20 protein-coding genes are annotated in these 23,044 nt (G+C 39.3%); 17 read left to right on the plus strand and 3 right to left on the minus strand.

All coding sequences use genetic code 11. The features are described 5' to 3' along the window. Nucleotides 1-716: 716 nt before the first annotated feature. The 17 genes from dcm to M3197_RS13740 all read left to right on the plus strand — a co-directional run bounded on the left by dcm (nt 717) and on the right by M3197_RS13740 (nt 20,074). Nucleotides 717-1,979: a DNA (cytosine-5-)-methyltransferase gene (dcm, locus tag M3197_RS13660; protein WP_251662139.1), complete on the plus strand. Its 1,263-nt coding sequence runs from the start codon at nt 717-719 to the stop codon at nt 1,977-1,979. A gap of 71 nt (nt 1,980-2,050) precedes the next feature. Continuing rightward, a complete protein-coding gene (locus M3197_RS13665) occupies nt 2,051-3,454 on the plus strand; it encodes a Sau3AI family type II restriction endonuclease (RefSeq protein WP_251662140.1) in 1,404 nt (467 codons plus the stop codon). A 1,036-nt stretch (nt 3,455-4,490) separates the two neighbouring features. Then, nucleotides 4,491-6,971 carry a sigma factor-like helix-turn-helix DNA-binding protein gene (locus M3197_RS13670; RefSeq protein ID WP_251662141.1) on the plus strand — a complete coding sequence of 827 codons (2,481 nt, stop codon included), beginning with the start codon at nt 4,491-4,493 and terminating at the stop codon, nt 6,969-6,971. Then, a complete protein-coding gene (locus M3197_RS13675; protein WP_251662142.1) occupies nt 6,971-8,176 on the plus strand; it encodes a hypothetical protein in 1,206 nt (401 codons plus the stop codon). The genes M3197_RS13670 and M3197_RS13675 overlap by 1 nt, the downstream gene beginning before the upstream one ends. After that, nucleotides 8,166-10,754, plus strand: a complete 2,589-nt coding sequence (locus M3197_RS13680; RefSeq protein WP_251662143.1) for an SNF2-related protein — start codon at nt 8,166-8,168, stop codon at nt 10,752-10,754. Before M3197_RS13675 ends, M3197_RS13680 begins: the two co-directional genes overlap by 11 nt. A gap of 473 nt (nt 10,755-11,227) precedes the next feature. Then, nucleotides 11,228-11,899 (plus strand): DUF3885 domain-containing protein, encoded by a 672-nt coding sequence (locus tag M3197_RS13685; RefSeq protein WP_251662144.1) that lies wholly within the window; start codon nt 11,228-11,230, stop codon nt 11,897-11,899. A 174-nt stretch (nt 11,900-12,073) separates the two neighbouring features. Further along, complete coding sequence (locus tag M3197_RS13690) at nt 12,074-13,123, plus strand: DUF4236 domain-containing protein (protein WP_251662145.1); 1,050 nt, start codon at nt 12,074-12,076, stop codon at nt 13,121-13,123. 63 nt (nt 13,124-13,186) lie between these two features. After that, nucleotides 13,187-13,540, plus strand: coding sequence for a DUF2200 domain-containing protein (locus M3197_RS13695; protein ID WP_251662146.1), 354 nt, complete (start codon nt 13,187-13,189; stop codon nt 13,538-13,540). 164 nt (nt 13,541-13,704) lie between these two features. Continuing rightward, a complete protein-coding gene (locus M3197_RS13700; RefSeq protein ID WP_251662147.1) occupies nt 13,705-14,181 on the plus strand; it encodes a YbaK/EbsC family protein in 477 nt (158 codons plus the stop codon). 139 nt (nt 14,182-14,320) lie between these two features. Beyond that, a complete protein-coding gene (locus M3197_RS13705) occupies nt 14,321-14,539 on the plus strand; it encodes a small, acid-soluble spore protein tlp (RefSeq protein ID WP_251662148.1) in 219 nt (72 codons plus the stop codon). A 324-nt stretch (nt 14,540-14,863) separates the two neighbouring features. Then, nucleotides 14,864-15,502, plus strand: coding sequence for a nitroreductase family protein (locus tag M3197_RS13710; protein WP_251662149.1), 639 nt, complete (start codon nt 14,864-14,866; stop codon nt 15,500-15,502). 190 nt (nt 15,503-15,692) lie between these two features. Then, on the plus strand, nt 15,693-16,121 hold the full coding sequence (locus M3197_RS13715) for a MarR family winged helix-turn-helix transcriptional regulator (RefSeq protein ID WP_251662150.1): 429 nt from the start codon (nt 15,693-15,695) through the stop codon (nt 16,119-16,121). A gap of 75 nt (nt 16,122-16,196) precedes the next feature. Further along, on the plus strand, nt 16,197-16,493 hold the full coding sequence (locus tag M3197_RS13720) for a putative quinol monooxygenase (RefSeq protein WP_251662151.1): 297 nt from the start codon (nt 16,197-16,199) through the stop codon (nt 16,491-16,493). A gap of 429 nt (nt 16,494-16,922) precedes the next feature. Continuing rightward, nucleotides 16,923-17,486: a GrpB family protein gene (locus M3197_RS13725; protein WP_251662152.1), complete on the plus strand. Its 564-nt coding sequence runs from the start codon at nt 16,923-16,925 to the stop codon at nt 17,484-17,486. Between the two features lie 49 nt (nt 17,487-17,535). Then, nucleotides 17,536-18,585, plus strand: coding sequence for a nicotinate-nucleotide--dimethylbenzimidazole phosphoribosyltransferase (gene cobT, locus M3197_RS13730; RefSeq protein WP_251662153.1), 1,050 nt, complete (start codon nt 17,536-17,538; stop codon nt 18,583-18,585). 160 nt (nt 18,586-18,745) lie between these two features. Further along, a complete protein-coding gene (locus tag M3197_RS13735; protein ID WP_251662154.1) occupies nt 18,746-19,192 on the plus strand; it encodes a GNAT family N-acetyltransferase in 447 nt (148 codons plus the stop codon). 63 nt (nt 19,193-19,255) lie between these two features. Next, nucleotides 19,256-20,074: a hypothetical protein gene (locus M3197_RS13740; protein ID WP_251662155.1), complete on the plus strand. Its 819-nt coding sequence runs from the start codon at nt 19,256-19,258 to the stop codon at nt 20,072-20,074. A 327-nt stretch (nt 20,075-20,401) separates the two neighbouring features. Here M3197_RS13740 and M3197_RS13745 read toward each other — a convergent pair whose 3' ends face one another. The 3 genes from M3197_RS13745 to M3197_RS13755 are packed head-to-tail and all read right to left on the minus strand — an operon-like array spanning nt 20,402 to nt 23,044. Continuing rightward, on the minus strand, nt 20,402-21,172 hold the full coding sequence (locus tag M3197_RS13745) for a sulfite exporter TauE/SafE family protein (RefSeq protein ID WP_251662156.1): 771 nt from the start codon (nt 21,170-21,172) through the stop codon (nt 20,402-20,404). 38 nt (nt 21,173-21,210) lie between these two features. Continuing rightward, nucleotides 21,211-22,560, minus strand: coding sequence for an amidohydrolase family protein (locus M3197_RS13750; RefSeq protein ID WP_251662157.1), 1,350 nt, complete (start codon nt 22,558-22,560; stop codon nt 21,211-21,213). A 31-nt stretch (nt 22,561-22,591) separates the two neighbouring features. Continuing rightward, nucleotides 22,592-23,044, minus strand: a complete 453-nt coding sequence (locus M3197_RS13755; protein WP_251662158.1) for a hypothetical protein — start codon at nt 23,042-23,044, stop codon at nt 22,592-22,594.

Consider the following 23,044-nt stretch of genomic DNA (forward strand, 5'->3'; position numbering starts at 1 on the left):
GAGCACAGGGAAACAACAAATAACTATTGAAGCATGACATCACGGATAGAGAAGGATACATGTTGTCAAACAACTCCGATACAAAAATGAATCGCATCAAAGTTGTTTGGTGCCCAAATTATATCATTAAGAAAATTTGCTTAGGAATTGAACTATCTAAAAGCTTTACTTTAAAGTTTGATTGACTGTTAAACGGGAAAACCTAACAAAAAGGGTGATTGCCATGCCTAATATTATGTCAAAAATCAACTTAGAAAGCCCATGAGTAAAATTAGGACTTAGTTAAAACCCAAAGATTATTCGCTAGTGCGCTATAGAGATAGAGTCTACGTTAACGCCGACATAATTAATCTCTAAAGGGCACAACGAATCATACAATAAAAAATGAAATAAAAGTTTCGAAGGAATTCCTGTTTATTGCATAATCGCCCTAAACATTTCAAACCACCTAAGAGTAATCAAGAATACTAGAACGAGAATTGTGAAATGAATGTGGAGTGAGACAAGGATATCTATACCTTTTTGAAAAGAAGGAGTGTGAAATCTGGCTGGGAAAATTAAATCAGAGGCGACCTAAATAAAGAAGTTGAAGAGACAATTAAGTTTATAACAATGTCCAAGAAGGAATGATTTTGCTATTATAAGCAATCTTTTCCCCTTGGATTTTTTTATTGAAAGTGTATAATAGAATAAATAGACCGAAAGGGTGTTCGGAAATGTCAGACAGCAACAAACTATCAGTAATTGAGCTATTCGCTGGAGTCGGCGGGTTTCGTCGGGGATTGGAACAAGCCAATGCCGACCTTTTCGAAGTGGTCTGGGGCAATCAATGGGAACCTTCTCGTAAGGCCCAAGATGCTTTTGAGTGCTATACCCGTAATTTTGGTACAGGAATTCATAGCAATGATGACATTGCCTCCGTTCCTGATGGGACGTTCCAGGAACTTGCGCCGGATATGGTTGTTGGTGGGTTTCCATGTCAAGACTATTCAGTGGCGAGATCTTTGTCAGGAGGAAAAGGAATCCAAGGTAAAAAAGGAGTCCTATTTTGGGAAATTAAAAGGGCTCTTGAAAATGGTAATCCTAAATATGTTTTATTGGAGAATGTTGATAGATTGCTTAAATCGCCTTCAAAACAACGGGGCCGTGATTTCGCAGTTATGCTAGCTACATTTCGTGACTTGAATTATACCGTAGAATGGCGTGTCATAAATGCTGCAGAATATGGTTTTGCTCAAAGACGAAGACGGGTGTTCATATTCGCGTATAAGAATGACTTATCCTTTGATAAGATACAGAGAGAACTGGATGAATCCTGTATCCTTTTTAAAGAAGGATTTTTCGCAAAACCGTTCCCGGTTGAGAAAGAGCCGTATAAAAATCGGATTGAAGAGGGGGAGCTTCCTAAAGATATCGTTGAAATATCAGATAGCTTTTCATTTAATTTCCATACATCAGGGGTTATGAGGGACGGCCGACTGTATACTGCACATCTTGTGCCTAAATTTAAAAAAACAACCACTCTGTCTGAAATCCTTTTAGATGAAGAGTTGATTGACGAAAAATTTTATCTAACTCCCGAAGCGGAAGCGAAGTTCAAGTATTTACGTGGACCAAAGAAAATTGAACGTACATCAGTTGATGGTCATAAATATCAATTCTCAGAAGGAGGAATGTCTCCTTTTGATGAGCTGGACAAACCCGGTCGCACAATGCTAACGAGTGAAGGTTCAATTAATAGGAGTACACACATTGTTGAAGTGAATGGGAGAAAAAGATTGCTTTCTCCAATTGAATGTGAACGACTGAATGGATTCCCTGATAATTGGACTGCAGGGATGACAGATCGCATGAGGTATTTCTGTATGGGAAACGCTTTAGTTGTAAGTTTGATTGAAATTATGGGCAAGAGAATTGAAGAAATAGAGAAAACAGCAATTGAGCAATCTAGTGGAATACAGATGAATTTTTCGATTTAGCCGATACCAATGTATCGGTTTTTTTGTGTGTATGGTAGAATTCTGGTAAAGAATTTTGGGGGATGTTGCAGATGATTTACAATAGTAGAGTGGAACTTATGCATAAAGCTAGCCAAGCAGATGGTCTCACATTTGGAGAAATCGACAAAAGTGGTAGGATTAGCAACGAACGTTCAAAAGGTCAATTGGGGCAAATTGTGGAAGAGAGTTTCTTTGAATATAAGGTTAATTCCACTAGTGAAGCGGACTTTGCAAATTTAGGGATTGAGCTCAAAGTTACTCCTGTGAAGACTAATAAAAACGGTACACTATCCGCAAAAGAACGATTAGTATTGAATATCATCAATTATATGGAAGAGGCTAATAAGACTTTTGAGGACTCTAGCTTTTGGAAAAAAAATAAGGAATTGTTAATAATGTTTTATGAATGGTTGCCTCAGGTGAAACGTTCAGACTACCGGATTATCAAATCGTACTTGCACGAATATGCTACTGAAGATCTTGAAATTATCAAGCACGATTGGGAATTAATTAACGAGAAAATCAGAGAAGGATTGGCACATGAACTATCGGAAGCAGATACGAATTACCTTGCAGCTAGTACCAAAGGGGCCACTAGCAATTCTCTTAGAATTCAACCGAATAGTCCAGTACAAGCGATGCAACGTGCATATTCATTGAAACAAAGCTATATGACTACCTTAATACGTAAAATTATTTCGAAAGAAGACTTGACACCTATTGCCACATCTGACGATCTTAGAAATATGAGCTTGTTAGACATTCTTAATAAAAAGTTTGAGCCATTTAAAGGTAAATCTTTGGATGAAGTTTCAGAATTGGTTGGAATTAAACCGAATTCGAATTCAAAAAACTTTCTCCAGATGTTCGTAAGCAGTCTTCTTGGCATCCGAGGAACAAAATTGGATAATATCGATGAATTTGCAAAAGCTAACATTCAATTGAAAACTGTGAGATTAGAACCGAACGGAATTCCTAAGGAGAATATGTCTTTTAAGAATGTAGATTTTCGAGAATGGGCGAATGATGAGTGGGAAAATAGTTGGCTGAACGAGTATTTTCTTGAAACAAAGCTATTGTTTGTTGTCTTTGAATATAAAGAGAATGAAAAAGAAAATGAATTAAGGGAGCTATATTTCAAAGGAATCAAATTATGGAATATGCCGTTATCTGAAATAGAAGGTAGACTCAAAGTGTTTTTCCATGATGTACAGAACTTAATTAATTATGGAATTGAATTGACTCCTACTCAGCAAAAGACAAGAACTGTCGTAAAGAACAACCTGCCTAAAGCCAAATCTAATCACCTTTGTCATATTAGACCTAAGGGCCGTGATGGTTCAGATAAAGTGCCACTACCAGATGGGAGAATGATTGCTAAACAGTGTTTTTGGATTGATAGGGAGTATATCGGAGAATTAATATCCGAAGAGTTCGATGATGGAATGAATTGAGCAGACTAGGAAGATAACTGTTGGATGTCCGTGCTCTACTCAACTCAGAAACGATTTAGAAATGTTTATGAATCAAAATAAGGTACATGTGTAACTCATAACTCAATCAAATTATGGAATAAGGTCTGAATCGATTGGTGCACGGCTGGACAAACATTGGACGGACGGAAACTCAAATCGACATCAGGTACCTGGAGAAGAAAGGGAATCCTGATATCCAGCCTACCGAGCGTTGACAGCAGAAACGTGACGATTATCGGAGGAGGATAGGCTGGAACGAATGCAGCAATAATCGAGATAAGCATGGTCCCCACGTCCCATGCTCCATCTGGCGATAGCTCGTCTGGGCAAGTTGGATGAATTTAAAGAAAAGATATCCAGACGTTTGTCTGGAATTCACTCAACGTTGTCAATTCTGTTACAGAACCACAACCATAACCACTAGAAACTGAATCATCTGATTCCTATATTAATAAGGATAAATTATTGACTTTTTTACCTATTTATCAAAGTGCAGTAAGTGTGTTCAAATTGGTAAAAAATTTCCCGTTCAATGAATCTCTAAATTCAGCATGACTGCCTGTGGGAATTTCAGAGGAATTTGTTATAACGTCGTTCTAATTGAGAATTAAAGATTGTAATTAAGAGACAGGCTCCATGGAACTTTTCAAGTAACATGCGGAACGATGAATATAGAAATGCTCTCTAATCCTTATATGCAAGTATTTGATATCAGTATTATCAACTTAATCCACTAACTTTTCTGTATAGTGGTTTGTTCGACCGACATTCCTCCGCTCTTTAAATAATTCGTGAGAATAGGTGCAAATCCAGTTTTAATTTAAGGCTTTTTGTGTTGCTATTCGTGTATTTGTTGCTACTGTCATCCAAAATACAGGTTTATTATTGTATATAATTTCACTGAAACCATTTTTTAAAATGCTGCTTTTGTTTATAATGAAGCAATAATGATATTATAAAATAAAATGAGGATTCCTTTTTTGAATAGACTAGAGGTAAGGAAGGCACAAAAATTATGCATAAAACTCTTTCATTTTTACAAGAGCTTGGGATTTCAAATTCTATCGTTAATTCGATTGGAATACAGCTAAATACAATCTTCGATTTAATTATTATAGAGAAAAAACAAAAAATTCTGGATTCTACTAATCGAAAGTCCAGTACTTTAAAAGTTATTAAAGCATTGGAAGAGAATGAAGAATGGTTTGCTCCTTCCATACTTGAAAGCCTGTATATTCTTATTGATTTTGGTGCTTCTAAACAGGATTTAAACATTACCATGGAATACTTTAGAATATCCACTATAAAGGAACTGGGATATATTAGTGAAAATGAGATCGATAATTCTACAAAACGTAACTTCACAAACAAAATGATTAAGTTGAGGGGATTAGCTCGTTTTTATGAAGAGTGGCTAAAAGATGAAAGGAATCAATTACAACTAACGCGTGACCTCATTTTATTTTATTTTTATTCGGTTCGAGAAGTTGATGATGTCGATAACAATTATCGTGTGCAAGAGTTTATTGGCGGAAAAATTAGCAATACAAGCTTTACGGAGCAGGAAATCAATCGTACAATCAAGTCATTGAGTGAAGAAGGATATCTGAATTACTATGAAGGCAGGTACTATTTTCCGACAAATATATATTACAAGAGTAGTTTTGACTCGATTGAAAGGGTGGTACCAGAAGTTCCCTTAAGAGAACTTCTAGTTACAGAGTTTAAGGATGTTGAATTGCTGAAGCATAGGTTAGATGGTTTGACACTTGAAGAGACAGGGAATCTTTTTGGAATCACTAGAGAGCGTGTCAGACAACGCCAAGCGAAAGTATTGGGGAAATTAGGCAGGATTGCCGAGGTGGAAAAATACAGAGATTTGTTCGAAACATACACGTTCAATAAAACTGAGTTCACACTACTATTTAATGAAATGCCACAACTATTCGAATTGCTGGACTTAATCTTAAAAAAAGGTACTAAAGATCCAAGTTACTATGTATTAGAATCCAATGATATTCCAAGTAAACTGAAGTTTGAATTTTTGATGAACCAAAGATTTTTCGTGACACGCTTTGGAGAGATAAAAAGGATGAACAAAGTAGATCTTGTCGAAGAAATATTATTCAATAACAAGGACCAGGTTTTTAATCCGAACACCTTTTTTGAAGTATATAAATCTGAAGCCGGTAAGTATTCTGGCTATCTTTTGGAAATAAGTAGTCCTAGAGCTATAGAGGGGAACATATCGAGAAGCGAGTATGTAATTAGCACTCGAGGACATAAATTCAGGTATTATGATTACAACGTGTCAGATGACGATTGGAGTCTTCTGAGCGAAATAATGAGTTTACTGGAAACCGGTTGCTATTCAATGCTTAAAATCTTCCAAGATAATAAACACCTAATGAATCAACTCGGTATCAGAGATGAATATGAACTTCATAATCTCTACAAGAGAAATATGAGCCTACTAAGTGCGGAGATTTCATTAACCCGATCACCGGAATTTACAGTTGGAAACATCCAAAAGAAAGATTTCATCATGGATGAGGTAATGAAATTTTCGGGCAAGACGATTGATGATTGTCTTGGGTATCTATTTGTAGAATTTGGCCATAAGAGACATACTATGGCTGCTTATATTTCATCCAATTTCAGAAGCCATGTTAATGAGGGATTGGTAATTCCTCAATTGATTGATTTGAAAGATGCACAAATTGAGGAATTAAAAACGTTATTTACCAAAGTTATTTACATGAAACATGATGCTACTGTCATCTTACAGGAAGTGGGCGAGAATTTATCTACTCCGCTACTTGATAAGCTAGGTTATTATATGACTGGCAATGTTATTTTTAAAAAAGAATTTAAAAACGTTACAAGTGCATTTTCTAGTTTTGTAACACCGGACGCTCTTTTTAAGAGAGGTGAAGATAGTGTTGGACGAAGTAGAGAAATGGGGAGTTATTTATTTAGAATGGAAGCGGAGCGGAAGCTTGTTGCTATAGGGACAGGGTTATATGCTCCAATAGAGTTTCTGGAAAACCGTGGGGTAATGGTAACGGTATTAGAAGATTTCGTGAATGAAGTCTATAACTTTTTGCCAGATGTAACGTACTTTTCACTTTACAGTCTTGAACAATCAGGGTTCACTCATCCGCTCTTGGACATGGGATTCGAATCTATTTTTTACGAGCGCTTGATTACGACCTCCGACAATTTTAATCCTGTCACACGAAAGTCTCCATTGCTATTTTCGAAAGGTAAATCGTCTCCAGTTACACTTGAATTGTTTTATAGTGATAAACTTTCTACCTTTGAAAAAGGAATGGACATCTACGACTTTGCAGATGACTTGTATGAAGAATTCCATATCGTATTTGATTTAGATAATATAAAGGCGTGTTTGCGACGATATGGATCATTTTATTCTGAAGAACTTAACAAACTTTACTTTGATAAAGAGACATATTTAAATGAGGTGTATGCATAATGAATTTATTGGATTATATAGAAAGTTATGAAGAAACAAGCACGACAACTTTAAGGTTAAAAGGAGTGACATCTGAGTTTCAAGCATATCGTGTCCCATTAGAAAGCTTGAAATACAACGTGAAGAACGATCGCATAGCAACTTTCATCACTCAATATATGGATGAAACTGGCGAGTTTCCAGGTGAGTTGGAAGAAGTCAATGCTATATTGGAGAAATTCATCGTAAACAGTGATCCAGATGCTTTAAAGAAGACAAAAAACAACATCCATGCTATCGGACAGACTGAAATAGCGGTGGTTATGTCAGATGGAATCATTATAGACGGAAACCGTCGGTTCACAGCTTTACGTCAAATATATAGAGAAACGGGGAAAGTGGAATTTGGGTACCTCCGGGCAGTCATCTTACCACGTAGTCAATACAACGATAAAGATATCAAGCGTTTGGAGTTAAATCTTCAGCACGCCAGAGAAAGTAAAGTGGATTATAACCCAATCGAACGACTGGTAGGGATATATCGTGATTTGATACAAGAAGGCCACCCGTTCTCCGTAGAAGAGTATGCATCAGAGACTCTTATTAGCCAGTCAACAATTAAGGAAGAGATGGGAATTGCAAAGCTTCTTGTTGAATATCTGAAGTATATCAATCAACCAGAAAAATTTCATATAGCTAGATCACAACGCGTTGATGGACCTCTAAGAGAAGTCTTCAAAATTTTGAAATCGAAAAAAATTGATAAAGAAGATGTAATAGATACTAGAGAATTTTTATTCGCTAATATAATTTCTCTTGATGGGGATATAACACGTAAAATTCGTGCGCTGAAGCCTGTAATGGAACAAAAGGAAATGCGTGACAGAATTATTGAAGAAACTGAGGATTTTCTTGATGATATCAATGATAATTTAACAGATGAATCGGTGGTAGATGAAGTATCGAAAACAGGGATGATAAATATAAATGTTGATGTACTTGATAAGTTCAACAACCTTACAGAACAGTATGTGGACGCTAATAAATTATCCACTGCAAAAAACCAACCTATTGAAATTTTGAAGAAATCGCTCGAACGTGTTGAGAAAGTTGACAAGGAGGCGGTTGAACGTTTTGATGAGGAACTGAAAATGGAGTTCACATCTTATTTGACGAAAATCAATAAAGAATTGGAAGGCTTAAAGGAGCTAGTGAATGCTGAATGAACTTGCACTGAAACCGGTCTACTCAACTGAAAGAGATGATATAGCAAATGCTTTTTATGTACCGGTACTATCTGAGTCTGTAGATTATAAACGGGTTTCTGGTTACTTCAGCTCTGCTGCTCTATCCCTATTTTCCAAGGGGATAGAGAAGTTGGTTCATAATGGCGGAAGGTATAAGTTGCTGATATCACAAGAAATCTCTGAAAATGATTATATGATGATAAAAGAAGGATACTTCAATAGAGAAAAAACTAAAGTAACAGCAACTAAAAGTTTAAGTGATTATGATTCCTTATCCAATATACAAAGAAGAGATTTCTCGAACCTAGCTTATTTGATTGAAATTAATGTAGTTGATATCAAAGTTGGTTTTACTAAAGAAGGTTTTTTTCATTCAAAGTATGGTATCGTTTCTGACAAAGAAGGCAATAAAGTTTATTTTTCGGGTTCTTTGAATGAGACCAAAGCAGCTTTTACAAAGAATTACGAGGCGATAACCGTGATTAAGAGTTGGACAGGAACAGAAGAATTGAAAACAATCGATTTGGAAGATAAGAAATTTGGTAATTTGTGGTCTGGAAAAAATGAGGATGGGATGATTTTTATTAAAGAGTTTAATGAAATCATAAAGTCCTCGATAATGGGATATAGCAAAGGAAAGATAATTATGGATACTTATCTGATGAATGAGGACGCATTAATTCTCTACTATGAAAACAAACAATTTTTAATTCAAGATAATCTGAAAAGCACAAGGATTGATGAGTCTAAAAGGCAAATTAAGCAATTGAAGTCCAAGTACCTGACTGATGAAGCACTTTGGAACTTCCGTGATGGATTAACATATATCGATGTCTTGGAGATTATCCGATTACTTGAAAAGTATGGTGACAAAAATGATGTGAAGATACTGGTTTCTGAATCAGTAACTAACTTTATTGAGGCAGAGCGTTTTATGATTGAAGATATTTCTAAAAGGGGATTAATGATAAAGAATCAAGATCCTTCGATGCAAGGTGCTTTCAACCAGTTCTATGAAGTTCTCTCTCGTGAAGTTTCACTTAACCTAAGAACAATTCAAGTATGGGTTAGTTTTTATATGGCTGTAATGCGGCGTGTAGGAAACTTTTCTGTTCCTGGAGCGGGGAAAACTGCGATGACATATGGAGCTTTCGCTTATCTTTCTTCTCAATCCGTAGATGAGGTTGATAGGCTTGTTGTCATTGGACCTAAAAATTCATTTAAAGCATGGAAAGATGAATTTTCCTTTGTTTTTGGAAATAAAAGAAAACTTCGAGTCTTGGATATTCATGCAGATAACTTCCGTCCGGAGATGTTAACGAAAAATATATACAATTATAATTTACTGCTCTTCAACTACGAGTCGTTGAAAAAGTATGAGGATGAGTTGAAAAAGATTGTAACACCACGTACGATGTTGATTTTTGATGAAGTTCATAAGATAAAAGGAATCCATTCAATGAGGGCACCAATTGCTATCGGATTATCGCAACAGGCAAAGTATCGATATGTGCTTACAGGTACTCCAATTCCTAATGGATATCAAGACACATGGAACTTCCTACATATTATGTTTAACAACGAGTATAAGTCTTACTTTGGTTTTTCCGAAAGCGAACTTACCAATATCAATACAAAATCTGTGGATGATTTTAATGTCAAATTATTTCCGTTCTACTGGCGTGTAAATAAAGAGGAGTTGAAAGTGCCGAAAGTCAATGCTGATAAATTGCATTTCTCTATAGCGACGGATTCAGAACAATCAGTTATCGATTTGCTTTGGAGAAAGTACAGTCATAATCCTTTTGTTTTATATGCTAGACTAATACAATTATCATCCAATCCCTCATTGCTGAAAAAGAACATTGAAAAGTCATATTTCATTGAAGATGAAAGTGATGATGAATCTAAGAGGTATTCTCTAACATTTGAATATAATGATTTGATGAAAGATATTCCGAGCTATACACCCGATGAGCTGTCTTTAATTGATAATCTAACTATTTCCTCCAAGTTTGAGAGTGCTATTTCAAAAACGGATAGTATGGTACAGGAAGGTAAAACGGTATTAATCTGGTGTATCTTTGTTGATACTATGCACAGAGTAGTTAAAAGTCTTGTGGATAAGGGGCACCGAGTTGCTTTGATATATGGCAAGGTTCCAGCATCTGATCGTGAAGAAATAATCACAGATTTCCAAAATGGCAAGTATGATGTACTGGTTACGAACCCGCATACACTTGCAGAATCTGTTTCACTTCACAAAGCTTGTCATGATGCAATTTACCTTGAGTACTCTTTCAATCTTACACATATGTTGCAATCACGTGATCGTATCCATCGCCTAGGGTTGAAGGATACTGACGAGACAAACTACTATTACTATCTTTTGCAAGGCCAAGACGATAGAAGAAATACTATTGATCAAAAAATCTATGAAAAACTCAAGTTGAAAGAAGAAATTATGATAAAGGCAGTCGAGGGTACTAAAATTGGTGTTGAATTTACATTGAATGAAAAGCAAGAGATACTAGATTTGATGAGTGAATGTCTATAGGAAAAACGAATTTAAAAAAACATGCGATGAAAATGCTTGGAATGGTAGAAAATAAAAATGTATCCAATAATTAGAGTACATATGGATTGCAAAAGTTGGATGTAATCATGAATTGCTTCTGAGGTGTATGATGCGCAGGTAGCGAATCAAAATCAGGGACAAAAGTGTTCCCTTTTCTGACATACGATATCGTGTGCACTTCTCAATACCAAGGTCTGAAAAGATGTGTCGGGAAACGTTTCGGGATTCACATGAACATCGAAAGCCCCATATATGTGACGTCCGTAACCCACTGTCAATTCAGCGGTAACATATCTAGCAATCTGATAAAAATACTACTGCTGCGCAAATCCAGGCCAATGAAAGCAGCCAAAGAATTGATGTTCTCACATGGGGACCTCAAGAGGGGGATGCCAGTACCAAACTCAACTATCTCCATCCAAGACCTGTCCAAGGAAAGGAGCAAGAATTTCATGACATCCTTACAATCCTACATGGACCACCATTTCAAAGGACTTACATTGGCACCTGCATTGTTCTATTCATCGTACCCTGCAATCCGTTACGAAATCACGAACCCCACGATTTCCCTGAATGATCCGGTAGAAATACAGCTGAAACAAGCATTTCATCGATCCATTACATTGTTTGACGAAGTGTTTCGTGGCACGGATGAGATGATGCTGATCACAGATGTCCATACGTCTTTGTCAAACTCCTATCTTCGAAAGAAACCGTTAAATGTCTACTTGAAGTATGTCAAACAGCGTGATGTGTTAACTGGGTTGCGGCATGAAGTAATCCCGGATCCCCTTGAAGAGGAAGAGAATCAACGTGTCATTCATCGATTTTCACTGCTCTGCAAAAAGGGGGACATTCGTTATCAGCAGCTGTTGCAGGCAATTTGTTATGAAGACTTTGCGCATCCGTCGACGATATTGAAAAATAATCCCTCGAGTGGTGTTGAAGTGTATTTCATCAATGTTACTGGGAACCTAATCTATCATCTATACGACGATCGGGGCTGTGATATTTTAGCTGCGGATAAACATGATTTACGATTTTTGTATGAGACCTATAACGATTGGATTCTAGATTATGATCGGAACGTAATTGATGAAACCTTTCATGATAAGGATAGATAACTGGGATCGCACCTTGTATAAGGAGCGGTCTTTTGTTGTGTCCAATATGACGGATAGACAGGTCTATTTGTGTTTCTTGTCTGTTTCATTATTGCTATAATAGGCTAACTCATTAAATCTGAAAGCCAGTGTTGCACGGAGCCATACTTAAGTAATATAGAAAGGGGCCAATCCATGGGATTCCGATTTCAAAAGCGTATTAAAATTGCTCCTGGGGTTCGGTTGAACATTAACAAAAGTGGAGTCAGTACATCTCTTGGTCGGCGTGGCGCGTCCGTAACGGTTGGAAAACGGGTGGTTCGTGCAAATGTCGGGATTCCAGGGACGGGAATCTCGTACTCAGAACAATTAACTTCCAAGCGTCCTCGGCGTTCGGCTACACGAACTGCGCCAGTGACTAAACCCGCTTTTTCTGCGAAGGCTAAAGAAGTCGAGGCGTACACTAGTTATATCGATATGTTACTCTCCATTCATGTTGAGACGGTGCAGCCTGTGGATTGGGAATCAATCTTCCAAGAATACTTGGACGAGCTCGCAGAATATGGATCAAATGCTGAGGTGGCGCGTCGTAAGTTGGAGAAGTTCCAACCGACTTGGTTTGATCGTTTGTGTCGTAGAGAGGAAGCGAAGCGGCGGGCACTGAGTGAGGAACTGAACAAGGCGGCTGAGCAGGATCGGATAGTGCTGTCTGAAAAACGGGCGATGTCCGAACAGGCGTCACTGGTGCTCGCAGGGGATGAATCCGCATGGCTGGAAGCGCTACTCGCACATCACGCGTTCGATACCATCGAACAGTTCGGGAATACGGTCCATGCCCAATTCCGAAACAGTGAGTTGGCGGTGTATGTGGAGCTTGGCGATGAGGAAGTCGTGCCTGCAGAAGTGCTGTCGCTTACGGCGAAAGGCAATCTATCCCGAAAGAAGATGGGAAAAACCAACTACTATTCCCTCTATCAGGATTACGTTTGCAGTTGCATCCTTGGCGCAGGACGCAACGTGTTGGCAATATTGCCAGCTGAGCAGGTGCTTATTCATGTCTATGACCGGAGCCAGGCGGACGAACCGCCGGTGAAAGGGTGTATTGTGTCCGTTCGTATCAGAAGGGAAGAGTTGTCTGGGGTGCTCTTTGAATTGCAGGACTCCTCAAGAACCATAGAAACCTTTGAGCACCACATGAACCATTTGAAGACCAAGGGATTCCGTTTAGTGGAAGAATTAGAGTGAAAGATGAAACTGGCATTTATTCGCTCGTTTTAACAACTAACTGACAAGACAGGAAGGTGCAGAATGACTAAGCATAGAATTTATACGACGAGTTTCGCAAGTGTCTATCCCCATTATGTTACGAAGGCGGAAAGAAAAGGACGTACGAAAGAAGAAGTCGATGAGATTATTCGCTGGCTAACAGGCTATCAACAGAAAGAGCTGGAAGCCCAAATAGAAAAAAAGACCGATTTTGAGACATTCTTTTCGGAAGCGCCACAGATGAATACTGCACGTACACTGATTAAAGGTGTGGTCTGCGGCATTCGAGTGGAGGAAATTGAAGAACCGCTGATGCAAGAAATCCGTTATTTGGATAAGCTTATCGACGAATTAGCAAAAGGCAAAGCAATGGAAAAGATTTTGAGGAAGCCCTGAATAAGCTTTTGTTTTTCATCGCTGTAGTGTGCATGAACGCACAAACCCGAAGCTGTTTCTAACAGATAGAGTTAACAGTTTTATCTGTCTATTCTGTCGACTGTTTTCAGTTTTTATTGTAAGCTTGTACTACTGGGAACTAAACCGATAGAGGGGGAAATGAGATGGCGGATGTAAGTAAACAAGCCGAGGCATTTCAGGAAAAGCTGAAGGAAATGGGAAGCGTTCGAGAAGTGAAAGAGCTACCGGACAGTGCCCGGACAGCACAAGAAGCGGCTGATGCGATTGGATGTGAAATCGCACAGATTGCAAAATCAATCATTTTTAAATTACAACAGTCTGGAGATCCGTTATTGGTGATTGCAAGTGGTGTCAATCGGATTGACGAGCAGAAAATTGAGCAGCTTGCAGGAGATGCGCCAGGTAAGGCGGATGCAAAATTTGTTCGTACACACACAGGCTACGTCATCGGTGGCGTTCCGCCTATGGGACATGCCGAACCCATTCGTACACTGATCGACGAAGACCTTTTGCAGTATGATACGATTTGGGCAGCCGCCGGTCATCCGAAAGCTGTATTTGAACTGACACCTGAGGAGTTAACGCGACTCACTGGTGCAAATGTCGTTCACGTTTGTTAAAGGAGTTAAAGTTGCTTGTGTGACTCGATTTCAATCGTTCCTTTCACATGTTTTCTATCGACACCCCGTAGTAATAATTCAACACAATTAGGGAAGACTATCCTCTGTATCATGATCTATGAATGAAGGAGGATGTCTGATGGCTAAAAACTTTCCGAAACCGAATGATCCTTCGGATAATGTAGAGCGGTTGAAAAAAACGATTGGTAATATGGAAGCGGCCGAGGAAGCGATGTATTTTGCAGAAGGCAAAGAGCGTGCTCAAATCAAAGCGAAAAATGAACGGCGTGCAGAAAGCATTGGAGATTTGAAGGAAGAAATTGCAGCAGAAAACAAATCTCGATATAAGAAGTATTGACGCGTCACTTACTCAAGTGACATTCAGATTTTAATTGAACAGAGTCTAATCCCGTTGCAATCTATGCTGCGGGGTTTTTTGTATGTGCTGACAAGAACCATGTAGGTTGTCTGTATAACGCACAACTCAAACTCGATTCGAAATAGTGTCCGAATTGTTTGGTGCACAGCCTACCTTGGATACTTTCATAAATAAATTTGCTGAATCGATCTTAGGAGTTGCATATTCCTCGAAATTATATTATATTAATTGACGAAGCAATAGTTGACGCATCAAACATTGTTTCATCAATTAATTTAAAATAAGAAGAGGAGCTTTTTCATCATGCAAAAACATCAAAAAACGAATGATTTCAATGAAATATTAAATGGGCGTCGTTCCATCAAAGAATATGATCCAACAGTTAAAATCAGCCATGAAGAAATGAGTGAAATCATCACTCAAGCTTCAAAAGCGCCATCGTCAATAAATATGCAACCTTGGAGATTTGTTGTGATTGACAGTGAGGAAGGAAAAGCAAAACTAGCCCCTCTTTCCAGATTCAACAAGGATAAGGTCTTGAGCTCATCCGCAGTAATCGCTGTATTCGCAGACTTAAATAATTTTGACTATGCCGAAGAAATTTACGGCAAAGCTGTTGAACTTGGATATATGCCTCAGGAAGTAAAAGAATTTCAATTGAATGCTTTTAAACCGATTTATGAAAAGATGTCCGATGAAGAAATGAAAGATACTATTATGCTGGATGCTGGGCTTGTTTCCATGCAACTTATGCTAGTAGCCCGTGCTTACGGATATGATACGAATCCTATTGGTGGTTATGAAAAAGACCAGATTGCAGAGGCCTTTGATTTGGAGAAAGAACGTTATATGCCAGTTATGCTAATCACCATCGGTAAAGCCATCAATGAAGGTTTTCAATCGTATCGTCTGCCAGTCGAAACAACTACACAATGGAGATAAGATAGAATCTATTGAATTTAACTCGGTATGTTTTATTTAGTTTTAAAACAATTAAATTGGGGTTAGTGATCATTTTGGTTGTATGTTCGATAATTTTGTATTATATTTATTGATAGGTCAATTATTGACGAGTCAATTGATTGGAGATGCTCTTATATGTTGACCTCATAACTTATTTGGGAGGTCAATTATGAGATGTTCACTATCAAATCAGGAACAAATCTTACGTCTGCTTAATGGACTTAACAATCAAATCAGCCCTAAATTTGAACGGTGTACAGGCATTAGTGCATCACGCTATGAATTGTTACACCAGCTTTATGAAACTGAAGAAATTAATCAATCCACCCTACAAAAAGCTGTTAATATCGATAGTGGTGCCATTACTCGTCATCTAAAGCAACTTGAGGCAAACGGCATGGTGACAAGACGAAGAAACCCTAGCGATAATCGAGTGATATTTGTTCGCCTTACCGAGGAAGGCCGTAAACAAATTGTGAGTTACAAGAAAGAAAAGGTTGGTTTTGTAAATCAAATGCTTCATGATTTTAAACCGGAAGAATTAGAATCCCTATCAGATATGCTTAATCGCATGCAAAACAATATCGTTAACTACTAAAAGTTTTGAAAAGAACTGGATATTATTATGCATAAGCTTCTAGTTCAATAAATCTAATTTAAAGGATGGATAACTATGATTATTATTCACGCACACCTTCAAGTAAAACCGGATCAAGAACAAGCATTCTTGGAAGAAGTCAAAACACTTCTTCCAGCATCAAGAGCTGAAGAAGGGAACATTAGCTACGATTTGTTGAAATCTACTGAACAAGATTGCCATTATACAATGGTTGAAATTTGGAATGATTTAGAAGCTACTGCAACCCATAATACAAGTGAGCATTTCACTGCTTTTGTTCAAAAAGCGCCAACTTACTTGGCTGCACCAATGGACCTTAAAGTATTCAATGGAGAACCTGTAAAAGCATAATTTCTATATTCAATAGCAAACAACCCGAGGAGTTCATTCTTGGGTTTTTGCTTATGCACATTTACATCCTCAAGTAATAACATAGGTATTAACATGTAAAAGAGCTCAATGACTACCCTCTTGAAATTGGTTTGTGTTTCAATTAACGCGCGATTCGTTTTATTCACAGTGTTCCAGTGTATCCTGATGAAATCGACATCGACTCTCTATATAGAGTGGATAAGGAAAAAAGTGGAGAGGCGTCCATTATCATTTTTTTCTGCCTGCAAGTTTAATTGAACAGAGTCTAATCCCGTTGCGAGCTATGCTGCGGGATTTTTTTCTATGTACGGACAAGAATGGAGCCAACTATGCTAAACTATCAGAATAATGAGAAGGGCAGTTATACTTGTTAATAGAGTTCTATGTTCATGGATCAGTTTAGAAGGGATGAGTACGAGTCAATCTGAAATAGAAGGGAAGAATGTTATGGAGACTAGAAGGAAAGTGGAAGTAGTTCCATACTCATCAACATGGCTACCTGCATTTCAAAAAGAAGAGACTACACTTCGAACGATTTTTGGTGAGGAGTTATTAGAAGTCCATCATATCGGTAGTACATCAGTAGTTGGAATGTCTGCAAAGCCGGTGATTGACCTTCTGCTTGTTGTTCGCTCGATTTCACGTATTGATGAATGGAATGATTCGATGTGTGGAATTGGGTATGAAGCTAAAGGTGAAAACGGTATTGAAGGAAGACGTTACTTTCAAAAGGGGGGCAATGCGAGGAGTCATCACGTTCACGTCTTTGAAGAAGGAAGTCCTGCCATTGCTCGTCATCTTGTGTTTCGAGATTTTTTAAGGGTGCATCCTGCTCGTGCGATGGAATATGGAGCGTTGAAAACACGACTAGCCACGCAATATCCGTATGATATCGAGAAGTATATAGATGGGAAATCAGATATAATCCGACGAATTGAATGTGATGCTCTACTATGGTCCCGTAAACGTTAATTTTGAATCAATCAGATACTATTCACAATGTCAAGGAGGAGAATTGAAAATGAGAGTGCTAGAACAGACCATACATAAGATCGAAAAATTAGATGAGGAAATTATGGAGAGGGCGAGGAAACGAGTAGACAGTTTGATCAAGCCTCCCACAAGCTTAGGGAGACTCGAGGAGATTGCCGTGCAATTAGCTGGCATTACTAAAGAACTTACCCCTTCACTCGATCAGAAAGCGATTATTACGATGGCTGCTGATCATGGTGTATACGATGAGGGCATTTCCAGTAATCCTCAAGAGATTACATTAGCCCAAACGTTACTCTTTCAAAAAGGTTTGACAGGCGTGTGCGCAATAGGAAGAGTTTCAGGAGCGAAAATTATAGCAGTGGATATTGGAATAAAAGGGGAACTCCCTAAAGATGCAGGTGTGATCAAAAGGAAAATTAAACATGGAACAGATAATATGGTGAAAGGTCCTGCAATGACAAGAGAGGAAGCGATCCAATCGATCGAGGTTGGCATAGAGATGGCCAATCAGGAAGCGAGAAATGGAACCCGTTTGATTGGAACAGGCGAGATGGGGATCGGCAACACCACCTCAAGTACGGCTATTTTGTCTGTTTTAAAAAATTGCGATCCGTTAGAAATTACCGGAAAAGGGGCAGGTGTGGGACCAGGAGGAATTGAGCACAAAGTAGCGGTCATTAGGAAAGCCATTACGAAAAATAAGCCGAATCCGAATGATGGAATCGATGTTCTGGAAAAGGTTGGCGGGTTGGAAATCGGGGGCATGGCAGGAGTGATGCTGGGGGCAGCGGCGAATCGAATCCCTGTTGTGATAGATGGTTATATCTCCACAGTGGCGGCCTTGATTGCCGTGTTGATTGAACCGAACGCCAAGCAATATTTCATCGCCTCCCATGCATCCGCAGAACCAGGCGGTCGACTGGCAAGCGAGCTGTTAGGAATTGAACCCATGTTAACGATGGATATGTGTCTGGGGGAAGGTTCTGGAGCAGCTTTAGCCTTCCCGATTATTGAGGCGGCTGTTAGCATGATGAAACATATGGCAACTTTTGCGGAAGTGGATATGGAAATTTAGTTTCTACCATTCATTCATAACGGTAAGGTTACTATTATTAGATAGCCGAGTTATATCTACTAGTTTGACTAACTTGTCCTCAGTACGTGGGAATATGAGGATGACTATTGGAGAGTTCAAGATAAGTTGCAGTCCCGTCACACGGAAAGGAGAAGCACTTATGAACTACGACATCCAACATGTAAGTGAAACAAACAGAAGAGAGATGTTAGCCTTACGTGTCTCAGAAAAACAACGGGGGTTTATCGAAACAATAGAAGAATGCTTAGCGGAAGCCAAACAATGGAAGGAATTTCGGCCAGTCGGTTTGTATGTCGATTACGTGCCTGTTGGCTTTGCGATGTATGGTTCTTTAAAAGATAGCCAGGGGGGCAACAATCTTTGGATAGATCGAATGCTGATCGATGAGCAGTTTCAAAGTAGGGGATACGGCCGAAAGTTTATGGAGCTTCTAATTGAACGGGTGCTTCAGGAATATGGAGAGCAACCGATTTACCTAAGTGTTTATAAAGAGAATCTAGGTGCCGTCCACTTGTATGAAACACTCGGTTTTGTATTCATCGGTGAATATGATACTGCTGGGGAAGAGATTATGCGGAAGGGATAGAAATGAGAGCTTAGATAGAAGTTCTTACAGATTCGTTATTTGAACGAAGAAAGAAGGGAAGCTATGAGATCCATCTATCTACTCGTAATCATAGGCTTGTTGTCAGTATTAGCTGCCTGCCAATCAAAAGAAGCGGAGCAATTTATCAAGCAGGAAAGCACAGTGGAAGAAGCGCAGCAACTAGTCGAGGAAGCGATGCGAGATAAGGGGCTGACTGTATCAGCAGGAAAAGTGCAGTATGACAATATTGGAAAGTCTGCAGACACGAGCCGAGTTGTGGTCGATTATGAAACGGAACACGATCCCGTATACAAAGGGCGAGCTTTTTTAAATGTGGATGAGGAAGCCAAGCCTAGAAGATTTGCCGGTTTGGATCATCTAGGGTTAGAGCGTACCGAAGGGCTTATTACACTCGGGGATGTGTTAATGGAGAAAATCTCAACCGCAGCCCATCAATCTGCAGTGCCTAAAGTAGAAGAACTAAGGAAGTCAATCTCCGGATTGAGCTGGGAAGAAAGTGAAAAGATTATCATTAAACAAGTGGAGTATAATCAGGAAATGTTTCCTGAACTATTGCGTTTGTATGCAGAGAATCGACTGGGAAATCCATCTGAAGAGGAAGCGAAAGAATGGATGGAACAGTACAAGGGACATTCAGATAATGACCAACCAGAGATGTGGTTACCCTTTAACTACGCTGGTGAAATGACAAATACTCAATTCGAAACGATTTTGGAGCGTTTTGGTAATCTTGAAGATCTGTGGGGAGGACCTCTATATGTTCGTATTACGGCAGATCGATTCGATGAGTCTGAGGAGCCCATTTACAATAAGTACTCCAACGGAAAGGGATCGAATGTGTTCATTGGGGGCTTAGAATGATGAGTTACATGCCAATTAACCACGTGTATGTACAAAAATTCAGGATTAGATCCAGTTAGGCGCCATCTAAATCCCATAGGTAAATCCATTTAAAAGCAACCTTCCCGCGATGTAAAGAGGCGCAGGAAGGTTGCTTTTTTTCTCAAAACGTTGCAGAGAGTGGAGCCAAAGGTCATTTTACGGCCAGAAGCAGTTCTCAAATTACTTCAGTATGCAGAAGTTACTGGAACCCTCTACACTCAGCTAATTTCATGATAGAGCTAGCGTTACGTCCTTCAAACCTAGTAAATTAACCAGGAGTTGAGGCTGTCCGTTGATACTTAGGAGTTAGGCTCCCAACACTAAAGTGGCTAACATATAGACGGACGATACGATGGTGATAATTGCGATCAATATTTTTAACTGTGGTATTGGAACTTTGTTCGCAATCCGTGTGCCCGTCATGATTCCGATAACAGTGCCAAGCAAGCTGGCGACAATCAGTATGGCAGTTGAGTCCAAGTTGGCGCGGGAGAAGTATCCCGCCATGGAAGGGATAGCGATAATGACAGAGTTCAGGAGACCCACGCCTACCGCCACTCTAATATTGACTCCAAGACTTGCTAACAACGGGACTAATAATATCGGTCCGCCAGCTCCAGTTAGAGCACAAATGACTGCTGTCAAAAAGCCAAGCAGCATAACGAAAAGGCGATGATCCAACAGGGATGAACGTTCTTGTTCACCCTCACCTTTGTTTTTCTTAAACAGAATAGATAATCCCGCCAGTAAAACGAACAGATAAAGGAAGAGTTTTACTAGGAAATCGGAAGTTAAGACATTGATTTGAACCCCTAAAAAAGCTCCAGGGAGGCTACCGATACTTAAAAATAGCGCAAGTTTCAAATCCATTTGTTTCATCTTCCAATAAGAGTAGGCTCCGAGTATACCCGAAACGGCAAAGGCCAAAAAACTTAGCGCAAGGGAGTCATGTACAGGCATGTGTAAAAAACCAACGTAAATGAGTGGCAATAGGAAACCGGCAATCCCGGATATTCCTAAAAAGATGCCAATTACCAAGTTGGCAAGTAAGACGATACAAAAAAGTAAAATAGACATTTGTTAAACCTCGATTATTCTTACCCATAGGAGTAAGGTTATATATTTGCTCGGATAGAAAGTTCCTTCATTGAAAGTTTGCTTTCATACAGTATTTTCTCTTCATCCATTGTAAGGACTTGTCTGTCTTTCATCAATAGTTTTCCGTCCACGATTGCATCAGTTACATCCCTGCTCGTTACAACTTCAATGAGCGTATTTAATAAGTTGTGGGTTGGCTGGATATGGGGTTGATCGACATCTATGAGGATGAGATCGCCTTTTTTGCCGATTTCTAGCGTCCCTAATTGGTCTTCACGAAGCATCGCCTTTGCTCCTCCTAAAGTTGCCATTTCCAAGAGAGACGTTGAAGGCATGACGACCGGGTCGAAAATAGGAGCCCCGAAAGACGCTCGCATCAGTGATTTGAACACGCGCATCTGGTCGAACAAGTTCAAGCCGGAATGCCCAGCACCATCCGTTCCTAGACTGACGGTTATTCCTTTTTGTAATAATTGCGGGGTATTCGGGATCCCTTTTCCAGAATTACTGACAGGACTGTGTGCGACTTTACATTGACGGTTTCTGATGATTTCCATTTCGTTTGCAGAAAGAAGAATGCTGTGAGCGCCTAAGAAATTATTATCCAACACACCTAAAGAATCCAAATACTCGTAAGGTCTCATTTTAAAGTTTTCAAGACAATAACCGATTTCATTTGTATATTCATTCATATGGGATTGCACGCCAGTAGAGCATTCCTTTGCCGTGGTAAATACTTGTTGGATGAGTTCAGGCGAGCAAGAAATGATAGAGCGCAAGGAAAACCATACATCTAATCTCCCATCACCAGATCCGTTGAACTCGTTGAATAATTGGCGATTGAGATTAATGTTTTCTGCGATAGATAACTTCATATCTGTGGGAATCTCTTTGCCACTATCCATCGTTGAAGACGTAATGACGCCGCGCAAACCGGATTCCAAGACCGATTCAGCCACCTTATGCATATGCCGTCCACCTGCATCGATGAAAGAGGTGGTTCCGGATTTGATCATCTCCAGGCAACTTAGCTGGGAGCTGATATGTACGTCCTTTTCCTGAAGACGACTTTCAAAAGGAACCATGATTCGTGTCCATATCATTGGCAATTCATCTGCTATCCGTCCTCTTAAAAGTTGCTGGCAAGTGTGGGTGTGGGCATCGATGAGACCGGGCATCGCGAATTTACCTTTCGCATCCACGGTTTCAGTCGCTGTGAAGGATTTCGAAAGTGTTGACGTGTCTCCGATATCGACAATAGTTTGATCTTTTATCACAATTGCTTGGTTATGTATGACTTGAAAGTCAGGGGTTAGTAGGGAACAGTTTTTAACAATCAGATCCGCATACTCTTCTCTTTTCTTCATAGTAGTCCTCCATGATCTTTTTATTGGTGCATCATTCAAAAGTATTTGTCACATTCAAAAAAACTTCGGCAAACGTAGCCTGTATAAGGAAAGTACCTGTAAAGACCAAAATAGCGACGATTACCATTTTCCAACTTTGGCTAATGAATGACTTGAAGTCGAGTCCGATTCCAGCAAGAGTCCCAACAATTGTAATCGGAGCCATGAAGGAAATTTTAGCTGTAGCATCAATGATTGGCTGGGCGATAGGTGAAATAGGGCTTGCCACAATCATTCCTGTCATCACGACATAGACGATAGGTGGGATTTTTAAAGGGATCAACCTACCTAATGAGATACCGACAAACGCAATGGCAGATAATGAGAGCACACCTGGAATAGATTCTGTAATGGACACTTTGTTGCCGATCAGGTTCGCCATGAGCGTTGTAACGACTGAGGTAAGGATTAGGGAGAGAGTCCAGTTACGCATATTCATAGCCAT

It is taken from the genome of Sporosarcina aquimarina (assembly GCF_023715615.1).
Lineage (GTDB): Bacteria > Bacillota > Bacilli > Bacillales_A > Planococcaceae > Sporosarcina > Sporosarcina aquimarina_A.